Origin of the sequence: Lactobacillus sp. IBH004 (genome assembly GCF_026185255.2) — a bacterium.
GTDB lineage: Bacteria > Bacillota > Bacilli > Lactobacillales > Lactobacillaceae > Lactobacillus > Lactobacillus melliventris.
In genome coordinates, this window is the sequence record NZ_CP110217.2 from 1,575,154 (window position 1) to 1,592,138 (window position 16,985).

A 16,985-nucleotide genomic window follows, 5' to 3' on the forward strand; every position below is an offset into this window, starting at 1 on the left:
AATTTTAAATAAGTTACCAATACAATTCTCTAAAGCGAGTTCAGCTATTGAACTCGCTTTTATTTTAGCTTAAAATATATAGTAATTTAAAAATAGATTAAAAAAGGAGAATTTATTTTATGGCTCATAAATTAACTGTCCAAGAGTTGGAAGAATTTGCCGCAAACTTTAATGAAAAACCACAAAATCAAGTTGTTGCTCGAGCAGCTCAAAAAAGTGGTGTTTTAACAGCTGCTTACAATGAACGCGTTCAAGGTGAATTGACCCGTGTGTTTTCAACCGAACTTGATACAGAAAATGTTACTAATCAACGCCAATCAGGTCGTTGCTGGGAATTTGCCACTTTAAACATTTTACGCCACAATTTTGGTAAAAAATATCACTGCAAGAATTTTACTTTCTCACAAAGCTACAACTTCTTCTGGGATAAAATTGAACGGGCAAATATTTTTTATGACAATATCTTAGACACAGCAGACGAACCACTCGATTCACGTACTGTTAAAGCCCACCTAGATGGTGCAGGCGAAGATGGTGGCCAATTCCACATGGGCGCTGCTTTAATTGAAAAATATGGTGTCGTTCCTTCTTATGCAATGCCTGAGAGTTTCAATACCAATAATACTAACGGCTTTGCCAAAGCTTTGGGTGATAAGCTGAAGAAGGATGCTCTGGTCTTGCGTAAATTAAAGCAGGCCGGTAAAGACGATGAGATCGAAAAAGCCCGCAAGCAATTCTTAAGTGAAGTTTACCAGATGACTGCAATCGCAGTCGGTGAACCACCTAAGAAATTTGATTTGGAATATCGTGATGACGATAAGAAATACCACTTGGATAAAGATTTAACTCCACTGGAATTTTTGCATAAATACATGGGTGACGTTGACTTCAACGACTATGTCGTATTGTCTAATGCTCCAGACCATGAATATGATAAATTATATGGCTTACCTTTTGAAGATAACGTTGAGGGGTCATACCGCATCAAATTCTTAAACGTACCAATGGAGTATTTGGAAACTGCAGCTGTTAACCAGTTAAAAGACGGCGAAGCAGTCTGGTTTGGCAATGATGTTGGTGAACAAAGTGACCGCAAGAAGGGCTACCTTGACAGTGATTTGTATCAACTAAGCGAACTCTTTGGCGTAGACCTTAAGATGTCCAAGGCTGATCGTTTGCGCACTGGTGCAGGCGCTTCTACTCACGCAATGACTTTAGTTGGCGTAGATGAAGACGGTGGACATGTTCGCCAATGGAAGGTTGAAAACTCCTGGGGCGAAAAGAATGGCGACAAAGGATTCTTTGTTATGAACAACGACTGGTTTAAAGATTATGTTTACGAAGTTGTTGTCCACAAGAAGTACCTGACACCAGAGCAAGTAGCTATAGCAGAAGGTCCAATTACTGATTTGCCAGCTTGGGATTCACTCGCTTAGAGCATTATATCTAATAAAAAAGACGAAATTCACAATAGAATTTCGTCTTTTTATCTATTTAAAAACAATTATGTAATAAAATTGACTGCTTTTAATTTCAATTGACTAATTTTTGGTCCAAAAACTGCAAACTTTTTTGCAAAAGAGCAAAAAATAGCTTTTTAGTCATTTTTTTAATTAGTACATTATGGGCTGCTTTATTCTCGTCTTTTCCCTTAGCAATATACGTTTGCCCATATGCATCTCCGTGATTAGTATTAACTTTAATGTTGGCTGGAACGGCCTCAAAAAATTCTGGCCAAATTGCATACTCCATTGCAACTAGGTCGTGTACAGGTGCAGCCGTAAAACCAAATTGTTCACCTGATTTTTGATAAAAATGTAACAGATTACCTGCCAATTTAGATGCTGGACCACCAAATTGAAGACTTGCTATTTGTTTTTTAGTAATAGTAATTTTTTCAGTTACATCTAAACCCGCCATGATCACTTCCAAAGATGAACTAAAGACAATTTGCGCCGCTTCAGGGTCAGTCCAAATATTGAATTCAGCTAAGTCAGTAACGTTGCCGTGATCTATACCTCCGCCCATAATAACTATTTTAGCTATTTTAGGTATAATTTCGGGAAAAGTTTTAATTAATAACGCGATGTTTGTGAGCGGTCCCGTAGCAACAATAGTCACCTTTTGAGACTGCTTTTTCAACATATTTGCCATAAAACAAATTGCATTGTCATCTTCAACCGGATAAGCATATTTATTTAAACTATCTGAGCCATCCATACCAGTGCTGCCATGAGCTTTTGCCTGCACGTGTAATTGATTAAGCAGTGGCCCTGCTTGTCCTTGAACTAACGGAATGTGTTGCTTACAAAAGGCTAGTAAGTAGCCCGCATTTTGCGTTACCAAATTAATATTCTGATTGCCGCCAACTGTGGAAACACATAAAACCTTTACCTTATCAGGATTACCTAAAGCAGTTAATAAAGCCATCGCGTCATCTTGACCAGGATCGCAGTCATATAAAATATCCATTAATTTACCACTCTTAGTAGATCTGTAACTGTTAAGACGTTGCTAAACCCTAGTTTTTTTGCCAGTTGACCAATTACTGGCGGTTCTAATTTACTCTTACGTAAAAGAGACTCATCACTAAAAATTTCTGCAGGAGAACCTTCTTTTTGCTTATGAGCCTGAGCAAAAACTATCACGCGTTTAAAATTATTAACTACAAAGCTCATGTCGTGTGTAATTGTAATCACTAGCTTATGCATGCTTGTTAGTTTTTTGATAATTTTATTTAAACGTATAATTGAGTTATGATCCTGCCCTGCGGTTGGTTCATCAAAGACCATAACTTCTGGGTTCATAGCTATAATTGCCGCAATTGTAACAAATTTTCTTTGAGAATAAGGTAAATTATATGGATGTTCATTTAATTTATTATCCAAGTGACACAGTCTAGCAGCGTCTTTTACCCTGGTAGTTATTTCCGTTTGTGGCAGCTTTTGCTTTTTTAGCGAAAATGCAATTTCTTTTTCAACTGAATCTTGAAAAATCTGCTCATCAGGATTTTGAAACACATACCCAACATGGTGAGATAATTGAGCTACACTGATTCCTTTAGTATCTTTGCCATCGAGTAAAACTCGACCCTTATCAGGTCTAATCAATCCGTTCATCATTTTTACAGTAGTAGTTTTACCAGCACCATTTTGTCCGATAATAGCTACTGCCTCACCTAGTTCAAATTCTAAATTGACACTTTCAACTGCATTATTTTTATTATCATACGAATAACTGACATCTTGCAGACTTAAGTAACTCATGCTCTAGCTTCCTTTAACATTTCATATGCTTCATCAACCGTAACAGGAACTTGTTTTGATTTGGGATATTTTTTTAAATAGAAAGCTGATACTTCTGGAATCTGTCCACCTGCAGCTACTACTTTTTCATCACTAAAAACATGATGTGTTTCTCCTTTAACCACAAGTTGTCCGTCTTGGATCACTGCAATTTCATCACAAACTTGTGCCAGTAAATCAACTTTATGATCAACAATAATTATGGTCTTACCTTGCTTTTTCAAGTTTTTGACAATATTATACACAGCTAATGTCGAGCTGGGATCCAGCTGTGAAGTAGGCTCATCTAAAATAATTAATTCTGGATCTAATACAATAACTGAAGCCAGAGCTACCATTTGTTTTTGACCACCAGATAAATCATAAGGATTCTGATTACGTATTTTTTCTAAGTTTAATAATTTTATGACCTGCTCAACTTTTTCATTAGCTTCTTCTCTGGGAATAGACAAGTTCTCCAGTCCATAACCTATTTCATCATAAACTGTATATTTAACGCCAGTTATTTGTGTAAACGGATTTTGAAAAGCATAGCCAATTTTTTGTGCCAGTCTGCCCAGGTTAGAAGTATCCAGCGGTTTGTCTTCAAAGATAACCTTTCCTTCAAGTTCGCCTTTATAAAAAGCAGGAATAAAGCCACGCATTATATTGCACACAGTCGTTTTACCAGAACCATTGCTGCCAATAACACCCAACACTTCACCTGGCTCAACCTTTAATGACAGATCTTTAATCGTTAGGTCTGAAGTTAACGGATAGCGATAATTGATATGTTGCAGTTCTATTAAGCTCATAGAAATTTACCTCCCCAAATAACAAAAACAACCAAGATTAAACAGAGTATTATGTCTAATAAATAATCGATTTTCTTTTTAGAAATATGATGCAAAGTTGTCCGGGGAGTTGGATTAGAAAAGCCACGTGCCTGTAACGTTAAAACTTTTTCTTCATTTTGCTCAACAGAAGATAAAACCAAGGGACCCATCATTGGTATAAATGTCTTTATTCTTTGCCATAATGAACCCGTAGTTTCTACTCCTCTTGCTTGCTGTGCCTCACTAATGATATTTGACTGCCACATTAATTGGGGAACAACCTGAATAGTTGAAGCTAAAACAAAGATAGCTTTTTTAGGCAACTTAGTTTGATCTAGAGCTTGGATGATAACATCGCTGGAAGTAACTAAAAAATACCAGATAATTGGTAACGAAATAGCAATTATCCTGCTTGCCAACATAATTGCAGTATTAAGACCTGTTTGTGAAAACTTAATGACCCACCAAATTTTTTGTGAATCAGGATAGCTGATGAAAAACACTTGCAATACAAATAAAAAGACCACAATTAATGCTAAAGATTCAAAGAACAATTTAATTAGCCTGACTAATGTACCAGAAAATAATGCCAGAATCATTGTTACAGCTATTAAACACAATTGAACCTGCCACTTTGAGCTCATCATACTAAGTAAAATAAGAAGCAAAACAATTAATGCCTTAGTTGAAGGATATAGTGATTTAAACCATTTAAGCATAGATTAGAGCCTTTCTGTTTTTAATGTATGGACGACCATAATTTAATTTTATTAAAAATCTATCGGGTAAACGTCTTACTAAAAGCCATGCAATAGTGAAGTTAAAGGCCACACTAAAAGTACCCCCAACTAAGTTTGCTTGAATTGTTGACCAAAGCAAAGCTTTGCCTGCTGCTAAAAATACAGCTGTAAGCAAATCACTACCAGCTCCTGTTGCTCCACCGAACACAAAAGTTGTTACTATAGCTGAAGGTACTGCAGTTGCAACATTAACAATTGCACATGCAATAACTGCCGTAAAAATGTTGCTAAAAAACTTAAACCGTGAAAAATAACCAACAAATAATGCGTTAGTCATGGCTACCAAGGCGAATGGAATCGCAGTTGGTATTAACATACCATTAATGATATTGCCTAATAAAGCCATCACCATTCCCACCCACGGACCTGCAATCATAGACACAAAACATGTTCCTACCTGATCAATCCAAACAGGTAATTTTAATGCCGCAGATAACTGATAACCGACAAAATTTAACGCTACGCCAACTGGTATTAATAATAGTGCCAGTAAATCGAAATCATACCTAAGTCCTCGTTTCAATTTTTCCTCCTTAAAAGACGAACAATATAATGATATACGCATAAATTTATACGTATGATTCAATTTAAGAATACATGAAATGATTGTGATTTTCAAGGCTACTTTTATTTAAATATAGGAAAAATTTTGCGTTAGCAAGGAGATAATACAAACTTTATTTTATTTTACTACTTTAAATAATTGTTCGGATATATAATTAAGATTAATCTGGTTTACTTTCTCGATCCGAGCAATTTTTGAAATTGGTATACTTTCAGGACGTATACCACCACATATACCAGTGGCAATAGAGCCAATTGTATCTGTATCCCAGCCAATTTCTGCAGCTAATTGTGCTGCTTTCCAAGCATCTGCCTTGGCAAAGTCAACTATGGCCAAAACGCAGGGAATAGTTTCTATCGTTTCCATTCCACTGCCAACTTCTTGGTAAAGCCGTGAAAGCAATACTGTTCTTGTTCTGGAAGTCTGAACAATTGCTTTTGCCTGATTAATGCGAAAAACTAAATCGGCGGATGGAAATTTAAAGCCATTCATTGAGCCCTTTTGAGCAAAATCTACGGCAATTTGCCATATTGTACTGATCTTCGTGCCACCCCTTGCAACATAACTATCTATAGCTGCTATCGCACTAGCTCCCGCAATGGCAATACTCGTGTTATGGGTAGGCATACAAATAGCCGAAACAGCCTTTAGCAGTGCACTAGCATTTTTATAATCAAACACAATACCAACCGGAGAAATTTTCATTGCTGCTCCGTTAGTAGTACCAGTAATTCCAGCTTTTTCAAGTGGTAACCCGTTTTGAATAGCTTTAATAGCACTTTTAGTTGATGGACCCGCAACATACTGTGCCATATTGGAATCCTGTGTCCATCTTATTAAGGATTCAATAAATTGCCTGCTGTCTATTTTGCCATTATTTTTAATTAACATTTTGCAGACTAATAAGGTATTAACGGTATCATCAGTGATAGAGCCAGCCGGTAAATCTCTCTTGTACGGTCCGCCGCTTACAGGGCCTAACAATTCATGAATACCGTTAGGAAATTTTTCGCGAATAAGTTCTTGTGACAATACTTCTGTTGGCATTCCCATAGCATCACCTAGTGATACTCCCTGCAATATTCCTAAAACTCTTTTCTTATCTGGTTTCATTTTTCCTCTTAACTAAGCATAAATTATTCTTATCAAAATAATATTCTGGATTTTTCAATGCAATCAGCAATGTTTCTGGATTATAGCCTGCTTGGATAATATTATTGATGTTTACATTTCCGACTTTGTCTCCTCTTGCAACTAATTGTCCTACTTTTAAATTTAGTTTAACAGCTGCTTTTTTTAATTTTACCGTGTCAATTCCGACATGTACCAAAAGTTCAACACCTGCAGTAGTTTTCATACCAAATGCATGTTGGTCGGGCGCGATCATAATGATTTTCCCATTTACGGGAGCATAAATGTCAGCATTAGTCGAGGATAAGGGAGTAATTGCTATTCCATCTCCCAGTACCTTACTGGCAAATGTCTGGTCCTTAGATTGTGCAATATCAAAGTATGTTCCCGCAATTGGGGCCGTCACTTTAATTTTAGGTAAACTGTTATTCTGTTCGCTAGCTAAAGCAGCAATGAAGCTGACGAAGATAGCAATTAAAATCGAAATTAAACCTGTTATTAGTGAATCCCAGGTCGGCTGTTCTGGATTAACCAAGGAAAGGATGCTGCTTGGAAAAGCATACATTTTAGCGTTAGCTATAGCTAAATAAATTGCGCTGAGAGCTAGTCCAACAAGACTTGAAATATATCTGCTTTTCTTTAATGTCGTATAACCATATAATGCGGGTTCAATAATACAAAAAAGGCAATTTTTCACAGTATTCTTTACTTTTTTATTTTTTATTTCTTTGTGCTTTGTCGCAATTCCCAAAACTGCGCCCAATTGGCCAAACTGTGCAGTTGAAGTAAAAGCAAAAAGCCAAGAATAGCCTAAGGCTCCTAAGTTGCTCAGAGCAAGTAGCGTTAACCACCAATGCTGACCCTTGACAACTAAAAACAAATAAAGTATAGAACTTACTAACGCTGCAATGACAGGCACTTTTAGCATAATTAACTTGATAGTATCTGAAAATAATTTGCCTAAAAATAGGCCAATTGGTGCTAAAAATAAAATTCCTATTACACTGGTAATGATAAAGCCCAATGTAAAATTATAAGTAGCACCTATGATTCCCCTAATTTTTTTATCCAAAAACACAAAAATAATTTTGCTTGCCAGGCATACCAAAATCACAGGAATAAAAGAACCAACATAATTGGGAAAAGCTTTGAAATAATGATGTACTGCCATTAATTCTATACCAAAGCCTATTCCAGCAAGTGGGTTCAATTTGATACTTTTGGCGGTGCTATAACCAATAATTATTGGTAAACAAAATACGGGAAGTCGTATTAAATTTAATAGAAATTGATAATTATCAGCGGAAACTAAATTGCACAATTTAATTAATACTAAAACACCTTGAAAAATAGCCGCGGTTGTATATAAAGGTAGTATAGGAACTAAAATTTGACTTGGTATGGTTTTCCACTCAATAGCTGTAAAATCATTCCCACCTGAATGCATCTGCTTTTGCAGACTGGCAAATTCTTTTTCCACGTTATTGCTCACTATAATCTGGTATTCATGACCAACAAACTGTTCCTTAATCACATTTTTTTCACTTGCAATTTGCCTTCTATTGACAGATTGCGGATTTTTGACTTTAATACGAATCCTAGTCATACAGTGTGAAATTGATTCAATATTATCTTTTCCACCTAAATCTGCAATTAAATTCTTGCTGTTCATAATTGTCCACTATAAATTTTAATTACAAGAAAACCCTCGAAAATCGAGGGTTTTCTCTTTATAAGTATTACTTAACTACGCAATAATAATTCATCAAACTTTTTAAAGAATAAATTTTTATCTGCTTTAGTCACTAAAGTTATTTCACGACCAGCGGGATCATCTTCCAGACGGCCTGCTGCCAAGCCTTGGGTAATTACTCTTACCTTGTGTTTTTCAGTCGTCAAAACAACTGCGGGATACAGGGCACTAATGACCGTTAAAACGTCCCAGAAGTATAATTGCGCAGTTGGTATTGGCGGATTAACCAGAAGACAATATCCTTGTGCAACTAAATCCATAGCTGGATGTTCACTTAAACTGGCCCAGTGCATTCTTAACTCATCAGTTAAAGGCAGTTCTTCACTGCTTTCAAGACCAATAACCTGCATGGGAATGCTTGATTTCAAAACAGTTTCAAGCGCAAAAGGATCCCAGAAAGCATTCCATTCTTGAGTACCGTCAGCATTAACCTGAACAACATTACCATGACCATCAAGGGAACCACCCATCCAATACAGCTTTTCAATGTTATCCGCAATTTGAGGATTAGTTTCTAGTGCGCGCGCTAAATCCGTTAAAGGACCTGTCATAACTAAAGTTACAGGCTGCTCTGATGCCATAATTTTCTCAACCATATCTAAATGAGCCGGCTTGTCTGCCATCTTAGTAATCACTTTGCCAGAACGATTCAATAACGGCAGATAATTGAAAGAATATGCCGCTTTACGCCAATCTTCCGGAAACTGATTAACGGCGCGAGAATTTGATTTGGCAATTTCCAATTGATCACCGCGCAAGTTAAAGCGATCTGTCAACTTACGACACACTTCAACAGCTGGATCAACATAGCCATCCGCATCAATTGCACTAACGCCAATTAATTTAATATCCGGCGCTTGCAAAAACAGTAAACAAGCTACTAAATCATCAATATTACCATCATGGTTAAAATAAATTGTTTTCATTAATACTCCCTATTTTGACTTAATATAATTTTGACCATCAGCTGCTGGAGCAACCGATTTTCCGAAGAACAGAACTAAAACTATGATTGTAATTACATAAGGAGCAATCTGCATGTAAACAGCAGGTATGTGGCTGAAGAACGGCAATTGATTGCCGATGATACTAATACTTTGAGCAAAACCAAAGAAAAGCGAAGCCATCATTGCACCTAACGGATTCCATTTACCAAAGATCATGGCCGCCAAAGCCATAAAACCTTGGCCCACAATAGTAGAAACTGAAAAGTTACCAGAAATTGCCTCTGCAAAAACTGCACCGCCAACTCCACCTAAAAAGCCTGATATTAATACGCCGGTATAGCGCATACCATAAACATTAATCCCCAGAGTATCAGCTGCTTGCGGATTTTCACCACATGAGCGCAAGCGCAAGCCAAAGCGGGTTTTATACAAAATCCACCACAATACTACGGACACCACTATTGCCAGCCATGCTGGTGCTGATGTATTTTGAAAGAAAATAGGCCCTATTACAGGAATATCAGCTAAGCCGGGAAAACTAAAATAACCAAAGCTTTGAGTAATGTTTTCAGTTTGCCCTTTATCATAAATAGCTTTAACTAAAAATACTCCTAAAGGCGGTGCCATGAGGTTAAGTACAGTCCCACTGATAATATGGTCAGCATGAAAATTAATAGTGGCAACAGCATGTAGTAATGAAAAGAGCAGACCCACAATTCCACCAATCAATAAGCCAAGCCATGGCGTTGCTTTACCAAAAGTAGAAGCAAAAGTCAGGTTAAACACAATGGCAGAAAAGGCACCGATAGTCATTATTCCTTCTAGGCCAATATTGGTAATACCTGAGTTTTCACTATAAACGCCACCTAAAGCGGTGAAAATCAACGGAGCCGAATAGACAAAAGTTGATGATACAATTAACGCTAAAATCGTAACTAAATTCATTAATTTTGTCCTCCTTGAGTTTTAGTAGAATCCGCCACCGCACTGTCTGAATCCGTATCAGCAGTTTTGGTGTCTCTTTGAATTGCCTGGGCTTTTTTAGTTTTAAATAGCAGTCCAATAACATATTGAATAGCAACAAAGAAAATAATAGCAGCAATAACTATCGAAACGATCTCATAAGGAATACCGGCAATGGTCTGCATCCCTAGACCACCAATTTTTAATATCGAAAACAATAATGAAGCTAGCAAAATACCAACAGCTGTGCCGCCACCAAGAAGGGCAACAGACAAGCCATCCCAGCCAATATCCAAACTAGTCGTCTGGGTAAAGTAGTTTTGATAAGTACCAAGGCCTTGCACAACTCCACCTAAACCGGCAAAACCGCCAGACAAGAGCATCGATAGCATAATATTCTTTTTAGCAGACATTCCGGCATAACGACTAGCTGCAGCATTAGTACCAACCGAACGAATTTCAAAGCCGGTGGTAGTCTTCCTCATTAAATACCAATACAAAAAGACGGCGACTAAAGCAATAAAAATTCCCGCATTAATCCGTGAATCACCAAACATTGAACTAAGCCAGTTAATCTTTAAACTACCGTTAGCAGTAATTGTTTTAGTAGTATCAGTATCAATACGTAATTTCGCTGACATTACCTGCTGCATCAAATATTGACAAGAATAAAGCACAATGTAGTTAATCATAATAGTTGTAATTACTTCGTTAGTCCCAAATTGAGCACGCAGCCAGCCGGCAACACCGGCAACAAGTGCACCGGCAATAATACCGGTAATTACAGCCAGTGGCAGTAAAAATACTTTAGGCATATTGGGATTAGCAAGCACCACCCAGATGGATGACAACCAGCCTGCTTGCGCCTGACCGGGCAAACCAATATTGAAAAAGCCAGCAGTAGAAGCAATGGCAAATCCAATAGCAGTGAAAATCAGGGGAGTTGCTTCACGAATAGTTTCACCTATACCATTCATGTTGCCTAAGGCGCTGGAAAACATTGAAACGTATGCTTGAAACGGGTTGTAACTCCAGACCAGCATGATGATTGCCCCAACTAAAAAGCCTGCTAAAATTGAAATAATTGGTACTAAAATTTTTTTGGTTTTTAGTGTTACTTTAAGCAAGAGCGCTGCCTTCTTTCTTAACGCCAGTCATTAACAATCCTAATTCCTCATCACTCGTGTTTTCCGGTCTGACTTCACCTGAAATACTGCCATTATGAAGGACAATAATCCGATCAGACAACTGCATAATTTCATCAAGTTCATACGAGATTAACAAAATTGCTTTACCTTGAGCTCTTTCGTTTAAAAGCTGATTATGAATGTATTCAATAGCACCAACATCAAGTCCGCGTGTCGGCTGAAAAGCAATAACCAAATTGCTGTTGCGACTTAGTTCACGGGCAATTATCACTTTTTGTTGATTACCACCAGATAAATCACTCACAGGCATTTTTTCACTGGTCGTCCTGATATCAAATTGCTTAATCAAGTTTCTAGCATGTTCGTGAATGACATCGTAGTGCATGACGTTGTGACGTGAAAATGGCTCTTGATAATAAGTTTGCAGGGCTAAATTATCTGAAACTGAAAAAGGTAAAATTAAGCCATATTTTTGCCGGTCAGCAGGAATATATGACACGCCCTTTTCAGTTATCTGGCGTACCTTGCGATTAGTCATGTCTTCGCCGTCAATTATAATTTTGCCGGCATGAACATGTTGCAAGCCGGTTAAAGCCCTGACAAGTTCATCTTGACCATTACCATCAATACCGGCAACACCCAAAATTTCGCCAGCATGCAAATTAAAAGACATTCCTTTAATTACAGCCACGTTTTGCTTATTTTTCACTTGCAAATTTTCAACCTGCAACATCGTTTTACCAATTTTTGCCACTGGTTTATTAAGCGTCATGTTAACATGACGACCAACCATCAATTCCGCCAAACGATTATTATCGACGTTAGCAACGGCAAAAGTTCCTACACTTTGGCCAGCACGAATAACGGTGACACGATCAGCAGCTCTCTCAATTTCTTCCAGCTTGTGCGTGATTAAAATAATCGATTTACCCTCTTTAGCCAGTCCACGCAAAATTTGAATAAATTCCGTAATTTCTTGTGGCGTTAAAACAGCAGTAGGCTCATCAAAAATCATAATATCAGCCCCGCGATACAAAACTTTCAGAATTTCCACTCTTTGTTGTTGCGCCACTGTAATCTCACTGATTTTTTTCTGAGGGTCAATATTTAAGTTATAGCGCTCAGATAAGGCCATAATCTGCTTTTCAGCTTTTTTGAAATCTAGTTTAGGTTCCTTGGTTGTTTCATGGCCCAAAATAATATTTTCCAAAACTGTAAAGGATTCCATCAACATAAAGTGCTGGTGTACCATACCGATACCTAGATCTTTGGCGATAGTCGGATTTTTAATATTAACCTTTTTTCCGCGAACTTCGATTGAACCTGAAGTGGGCTGAATCAATCCTGATAGAATGCTCATGAGAGTTGATTTACCAGCACCGTTTTCCCCTAATAACGCTAGAATCTCACCTTTTTTCAAAGTCAGATTAATATCGTTATTGGCTTTAAAGCCATTAAAATCCTTAACAATATGGCGCATTTCTATTACGTTCGTCATATCTTCCATTTTATGTAAATTTCCTTTTTCGTAAAAAACTCTTTGCATAAGTATACACAAAGAGTTTTAATCAATAATTTACTTTAATTTTGCGCTACAGTAATTTTTCCGGCAACTATTTGTTGTTTGGCCTTTTCAACTGCCAGCCATGCCTTTGGTGTAAGGTTGCCTTTAGTAATTGAAACACCATTGCCTTTTAAGGAGTAGACAAGATGCTTTCCTCCTGGGAACTTACCTTTAGCCGCATCGTCAGCCAAGGATTTAGTTGCAACGTTTAGTCCCTTCAATACTGAAGTTAAAGTAAAGTTAGCCTTTTTACCATCTTTCGTTTTATAGTTACCAAGATTTTTCTGGTCAACATCTACACCAATCACCCAAACCTTGTTACTTTCAGGTTTAGTTTGATTTAGGGCTTTAGCTTCTTGGAAGACTCCGCTACCGGCTGAACCTGCAGCCTGGAATACTACATCACATTTATTAGCATACATTGACTGAGCAATTGATTTAGCTTTATCGTTTGAAGTAAAGTTACCGATATACTGTACGCTGACATTGATCTTTTTATGCTGAGCTTTAGCAGCGTCTTTTACGCCTTGCTTGAAACCAGCTTCAAAAGTATCAATGATAGCTGACTTTGCTCCTCCGATAAAACCAACTTTGTTGGTTTTAGTAGAATAAGCAGCAGCCACACCACCTAAATATGATGATTCATTACTCTTAAAAGTTACTGAAGCCACATTTTTTTGACCAGTAATCACATCGTCAACGATTACAAAATTTTTCTTAGGATTCTTTTTAGCAGCTGCTTTAACCGAATCTTTTAACATATAACCAATACCAAATATTGTTTGGTAACCAGATTTAGCAGCTTGGTTAAAGTTAGGCGTATAGTCAGTAGCACTGCTAGATTGGAAATACTGATAGCCTTTACCTTGCTTGAAATGATGTTCTTTACCATAATCTTTAAAACCGGCCCATGCAGCCTGGTTAAAGGATTGGTCATTAATACCATTGCTATCAGTAATTAAAGCAATACTGTCTTTTTTGTTCTGACTGCTTGTTCCCTGCTTTTTTCCCGAGCAAGCATTCAAAACTAAAGTAAATGATGCCATTAAAAATCCTAATGACAAAAATTTCGTAAATTTCTTACCCATTGATTTTACCCTCCACAAAATACGAACTTTTCATAGTTAATATTATAATAAAATACGCATTAATTCAAGAAATATTTTTTTGTGGTTGATTATAGGTAAAAATGTTGGCGTATTGCGAACTATTTACTTGGATGAATTGGCACTTTGATATTACCCTTAATAATTTCTGTACGAGCTTGACGTGAATATTGCCAAGCTTTTGCACTAATTTGTCCGCGTTTGATCGAAACTCCGTTAGTTTTTAAACCATAAACCAGTTGTTGACCGCCAGGGAATTTCCCGTGATAAGCGCGATTAGAAATGTCCCGTGTAGCTACATTTACACCGGTAATAACTGAAGTCAAAACAAAATTATCCTTTTTACCATCTTTAGACTTGTAGTTACCTAAATGAGACTGGTCGGAATCGACGCCAATAGCCCAAACTTTGTTAGCAGCTGTTCTTGTCTGGTTAATTGATTTAGCCTCTTGGAACAAGCCGTTGCCAGCTAAACCAGAAGCGTGGAAAATGATATCGGCTTTTTTAGCATACATTGACTGTGCAATTGCCTTTTCTTTATCAGCACTCTTAAAGTCGCCTACATATTGGTTTAAGAGTGTAATTTTTTTATGCAATTTTTGCGCCTGGTCATGAACGCCCTTGGTAAAACCGGCATCAAATAAATCAATAATATTGCCATGGGCACCGCCAATAAAGCCGATGACATTCGTCTTTGTTTCTGTTGCCGCAACAACACCTGCCAAATAGGAAGCCTGCTCACTCTTGAAGTTGGCAGAAGCTACATTCTTCTGCCCCTTTATTACTTCATCGACAATAACGTAGTTCTTTTTAGGATTCTTTTTAGCAGCAGCCTTGACCGCATCCTTTAAGCTATAGCCAATACCAAAAATTGTCTGATAGCCGGCTTTGCTTGCCTGATCAAAATTAGGCTCAAAATCCGCCGCACTGCCTGATTGAAAATACTGGTAGCCATTGCGCCCGCGATTAAGATTATGATCTTTGCCATATTCCTTAAAGCCTTGCCAAGCAGACTGGTTAAAAGAATTATCATTAACGCCCGCAGTATCAGTGATTAGCGCAATTGAGTGCTTGGCACTACTACTTGAATTGCTGGCGCCACCCTGCTTTTTACCTGAACAAGCAGTAAGCGCTAACCCTGCAGCAACCGCTATCGCACTGATGGAAAAGATTTTTTTGATTTTTGACCTCATATTGTACCTCCTGTAAATATCACAATACCTAACATACCATATCTGGTAGTATTGTCAAAAGTAAGCTACAAGATAAAGTGTTGATCTGATAGCATTCCTATTTTTTCATGAAAGCGAAACTGAGCCTTACTCATAATGTTTTGTATACCACAAATAAAAAAGTTAAAATTTTCGTATAGGTGTTAATTAAGTTAATCTGGCGCCATTAAGCAACCTTTGTTCATAAACTAACGTATAATAAAATAAACGGTAAAATGTTCGTCAATGATAAAGGTAATCTAATGAAATTATATAAAGCTTTTTTTAAATCAAAATTAGGAACATTAACGCTTTTAAGCGATGATAACCACCTCTTAGGATTATGGTTTAACGGACAAAAATATTTTGGTGCCGGCTATGATTTGAGTCTTGTCAAAGTCTTTCCCAGTAACCCGATTAAATTGGCCCAAAAATGGCTGACTGACTATTTTGCTGGGCAAAACCCCGACCCGTATACTGTCCCCGTGAAACCTGACGTGTCAGCCTTTAGGCAAAAAGTACTTAAGGAACTGCAAAAGGTGCCTTACGGCGAGCTTGTCACTTATAAAGAATTGGCCAACCGCATGCAAAAGGGGCAAAAGAATAAAGTAAATAAGGCTCGTGCAATTGGCAATGCTGTTGGACACAATCCTATTAGCTTAATCATTCCCTGCCACCGAGTAATTGGCAGTGACGGCTCTTTAACGGGTTATGCTGGAGGTCTCGACCGCAAAAAGACATTATTAAAAATGGAAAATCCCCAAATCAAATTTTCCAGTCAATTAGACTTGCTATAAAGCATTTAATATTCGGTTTTAAAGCAAAATAAAAAGCTGCATGGAGCTCATGCAGCTTAAACATTCCATTCAGACATAAATTCTTGGACATAGTCACGCATAAATTCGGTTCTTTTTTGTGCTTCCTTTTTACCTCCGGCTGTATTCATTAAATCAACTAAGTGAAATAATTTTTCATAGAAATGGTTAATTGTTGTTTCCGTGTGCTTTCGATATTGATCATGACTAACCAGCTTTTGCGGTTTGATTCTGGGGTCATATATAACATTGCCATGGGCACCACCATAAGTAAAAGCCCGCGCAATACCGATTGCACCCAGGCTTTCAATGCGATCAGCATCTTGGACATATTCTCCAGAAACTGGCAGCTGATAATGATGCTCTATATTGGCTGAAAAGGACATATGCTGTATTGTAAATAAAATATCTTTTACTTCTAAAGCAGTAAACCCTGCTTGTGGCAACAATTTTTTAATACTAGCAAGAACCTGATCAGGATCTGCACAAATCTTTTCATCAATAGTATCATGCAAATATCCGGCTGCCTCGATAATAGCAACCATACGGCTGTCTTTATGTGCAGCAGGATTATCCTGCAAATACATTTTGCTGGCCAAATGCGCTACCCGTTGGCCATGATAAAAATCATGACCAGTTTTTTCATCTTGCAGCTGCTCTTTAACAAATTCTGTTACTTTAGCTAAATCCAAATTAATTTCCTTTCCGCATCCAACTATTAAGCTCACATCACTAAAAATATAACTTAATTATGATTTTACTGCTTTTTTACTAAAAAAAGACAGACCACAAATTCATAGCTTTTACTACTTGTTTAATAGTCTATCTCTTTTGATTAATTTAACCAAACCATTTTATGTTA

Annotated in this window: 16 protein-coding genes; 2 read left to right on the forward strand and 14 right to left on the reverse strand. The window is 37.4% G+C overall.

Annotation, left to right across the window (positions count from 1 at the left end):
* The first annotated feature begins 119 nt into the window (after positions 1–119).
* Positions 120–1,436, forward strand: a complete 1,317-nt coding sequence (locus LDX54_RS07885; protein WP_174795093.1) for a C1 family peptidase — start codon at positions 120–122, stop codon at positions 1,434–1,436.
* A gap of 97 nt (positions 1,437–1,533) precedes the next feature.
* Here LDX54_RS07885 and LDX54_RS07890 read toward each other — a convergent pair whose 3' ends face one another.
* The 13 genes from LDX54_RS07890 to LDX54_RS07950 all read right to left on the reverse strand — a co-directional run bounded on the left by LDX54_RS07890 (position 1,534) and on the right by LDX54_RS07950 (position 15,290).
* Entirely contained in the window at positions 1,534–2,472 is a 939-nt protein-coding gene (locus LDX54_RS07890; protein WP_265667512.1) for a nucleoside hydrolase, read from the reverse strand.
* Positions 2,472–3,266 (reverse strand): energy-coupling factor ABC transporter ATP-binding protein, encoded by a 795-nt coding sequence (locus LDX54_RS07895; RefSeq protein WP_122037969.1) that lies wholly within the window; start codon positions 3,264–3,266, stop codon positions 2,472–2,474. The genes LDX54_RS07890 and LDX54_RS07895 overlap by 1 nt, the downstream gene beginning before the upstream one ends.
* Complete coding sequence (locus tag LDX54_RS07900) at positions 3,263–4,099, reverse strand: ABC transporter ATP-binding protein (RefSeq protein WP_265667511.1); 837 nt, start codon at positions 4,097–4,099, stop codon at positions 3,263–3,265. The genes LDX54_RS07895 and LDX54_RS07900 overlap by 4 nt, the downstream gene beginning before the upstream one ends.
* Positions 4,096–4,839 carry an energy-coupling factor transporter transmembrane component T gene (locus LDX54_RS07905; protein ID WP_265667510.1) on the reverse strand — a complete coding sequence of 248 codons (744 nt, stop codon included), beginning with the start codon at positions 4,837–4,839 and terminating at the stop codon, positions 4,096–4,098. The genes LDX54_RS07900 and LDX54_RS07905 overlap by 4 nt, the downstream gene beginning before the upstream one ends.
* A complete protein-coding gene (locus LDX54_RS07910) occupies positions 4,832–5,443 on the reverse strand; it encodes a hypothetical protein (protein WP_046325472.1) in 612 nt (203 codons plus the stop codon). Before LDX54_RS07910 ends, LDX54_RS07905 begins: the two co-directional genes overlap by 8 nt.
* Before the next feature lie 159 nt (positions 5,444–5,602).
* Positions 5,603–6,598, reverse strand: a complete 996-nt coding sequence (locus LDX54_RS07915) for an ADP-ribosylglycohydrolase family protein (protein ID WP_265667509.1) — start codon at positions 6,596–6,598, stop codon at positions 5,603–5,605.
* A complete protein-coding gene (locus LDX54_RS07920) occupies positions 6,585–8,288 on the reverse strand; it encodes a glucose PTS transporter subunit IIA (RefSeq protein WP_265667508.1) in 1,704 nt (567 codons plus the stop codon). The genes LDX54_RS07915 and LDX54_RS07920 overlap by 14 nt, the downstream gene beginning before the upstream one ends.
* A 71-nt stretch (positions 8,289–8,359) precedes the next feature.
* The gene (locus LDX54_RS07925) at positions 8,360–9,295 is read right to left on the reverse strand and encodes a nucleoside hydrolase (protein WP_187160430.1); all 936 of its coding nucleotides are present in this window, start codon (positions 9,293–9,295) and stop codon (positions 8,360–8,362) included.
* A gap of 9 nt (positions 9,296–9,304) precedes the next feature.
* Positions 9,305–10,261 (reverse strand): ABC transporter permease, encoded by a 957-nt coding sequence (locus LDX54_RS07930; RefSeq protein ID WP_187160429.1) that lies wholly within the window; start codon positions 10,259–10,261, stop codon positions 9,305–9,307.
* Positions 10,261–11,406, reverse strand: a complete 1,146-nt coding sequence (locus LDX54_RS07935) for an ABC transporter permease (RefSeq protein WP_265667507.1) — start codon at positions 11,404–11,406, stop codon at positions 10,261–10,263. The genes LDX54_RS07930 and LDX54_RS07935 overlap by 1 nt, the downstream gene beginning before the upstream one ends.
* Positions 11,399–12,934, reverse strand: a complete 1,536-nt coding sequence (locus LDX54_RS07940; RefSeq protein ID WP_281214426.1) for an ABC transporter ATP-binding protein — start codon at positions 12,932–12,934, stop codon at positions 11,399–11,401. The genes LDX54_RS07935 and LDX54_RS07940 overlap by 8 nt, the downstream gene beginning before the upstream one ends.
* 74 nt (positions 12,935–13,008) lie before the next feature.
* A complete protein-coding gene (locus LDX54_RS07945; RefSeq protein ID WP_110446541.1) occupies positions 13,009–14,079 on the reverse strand; it encodes a BMP family ABC transporter substrate-binding protein in 1,071 nt (356 codons plus the stop codon).
* 119 nt (positions 14,080–14,198) lie between these two features.
* Positions 14,199–15,290, reverse strand: a complete 1,092-nt coding sequence (locus tag LDX54_RS07950) for a BMP family protein (protein ID WP_110446542.1) — start codon at positions 15,288–15,290, stop codon at positions 14,199–14,201.
* Positions 15,291–15,571: 281 nt separating this feature from the next.
* Here LDX54_RS07950 and LDX54_RS07955 point away from each other — a divergent pair, with 281 nt between their 5' ends.
* Complete coding sequence (locus LDX54_RS07955) at positions 15,572–16,105, forward strand: methylated-DNA--[protein]-cysteine S-methyltransferase (protein ID WP_122037977.1); 534 nt, start codon at positions 15,572–15,574, stop codon at positions 16,103–16,105.
* A 56-nt stretch (positions 16,106–16,161) separates the two neighbouring features.
* Here LDX54_RS07955 and LDX54_RS07960 read toward each other — a convergent pair whose 3' ends face one another.
* Positions 16,162–16,815 carry an HD domain-containing protein gene (locus LDX54_RS07960; RefSeq protein WP_110446544.1) on the reverse strand — a complete coding sequence of 218 codons (654 nt, stop codon included), beginning with the start codon at positions 16,813–16,815 and terminating at the stop codon, positions 16,162–16,164.
* Positions 16,816–16,985 lie beyond the last annotated feature (170 nt).

What these genes read in the sequence shown, in the direction of transcription:
- LDX54_RS07885 (WP_174795093.1), top strand. Translation starts at nt 120, where the DNA reads ATGGCTCATAAATTAACTGTCCAAGAGTTGGAAGAATTTGCCGCAAAC.
- LDX54_RS07890 (WP_265667512.1), bottom strand. Translation starts at nt 2,472, where the DNA reads ATGGATATTTTATATGACTGCGATCCTGGTCAAGATGACGCGATGGCT.
- LDX54_RS07895 (WP_122037969.1), bottom strand. Translation starts at nt 3,266, where the DNA reads ATGAGTTACTTAAGTCTGCAAGATGTCAGTTATTCGTATGATAATAAA.
- LDX54_RS07900 (WP_265667511.1), bottom strand. Translation starts at nt 4,099, where the DNA reads ATGAGCTTAATAGAACTGCAACATATCAATTATCGCTATCCGTTAACT.
- LDX54_RS07905 (WP_265667510.1), bottom strand. Translation starts at nt 4,839, where the DNA reads ATGCTTAAATGGTTTAAATCACTATATCCTTCAACTAAGGCATTAATT.
- LDX54_RS07915 (WP_265667509.1), bottom strand. Translation starts at nt 6,598, where the DNA reads ATGAAACCAGATAAGAAAAGAGTTTTAGGAATATTGCAGGGAGTATCA.
- LDX54_RS07920 (WP_265667508.1), bottom strand. Translation starts at nt 8,288, where the DNA reads ATGAACAGCAAGAATTTAATTGCAGATTTAGGTGGAAAAGATAATATT.
- LDX54_RS07925 (WP_187160430.1), bottom strand. Translation starts at nt 9,295, where the DNA reads ATGAAAACAATTTATTTTAACCATGATGGTAATATTGATGATTTAGTA.
- LDX54_RS07930 (WP_187160429.1), bottom strand. Translation starts at nt 10,261, where the DNA reads ATGAATTTAGTTACGATTTTAGCGTTAATTGTATCATCAACTTTTGTC.
- LDX54_RS07940 (WP_281214426.1), bottom strand. Translation starts at nt 12,934, where the DNA reads ATGGAAGATATGACGAACGTAATAGAAATGCGCCATATTGTTAAGGAT.
- LDX54_RS07945 (WP_110446541.1), bottom strand. Translation starts at nt 14,079, where the DNA reads ATGGGTAAGAAATTTACGAAATTTTTGTCATTAGGATTTTTAATGGCA.
- LDX54_RS07950 (WP_110446542.1), bottom strand. Translation starts at nt 15,290, where the DNA reads ATGAGGTCAAAAATCAAAAAAATCTTTTCCATCAGTGCGATAGCGGTT.
- LDX54_RS07955 (WP_122037977.1), top strand. Translation starts at nt 15,572, where the DNA reads ATGAAATTATATAAAGCTTTTTTTAAATCAAAATTAGGAACATTAACG.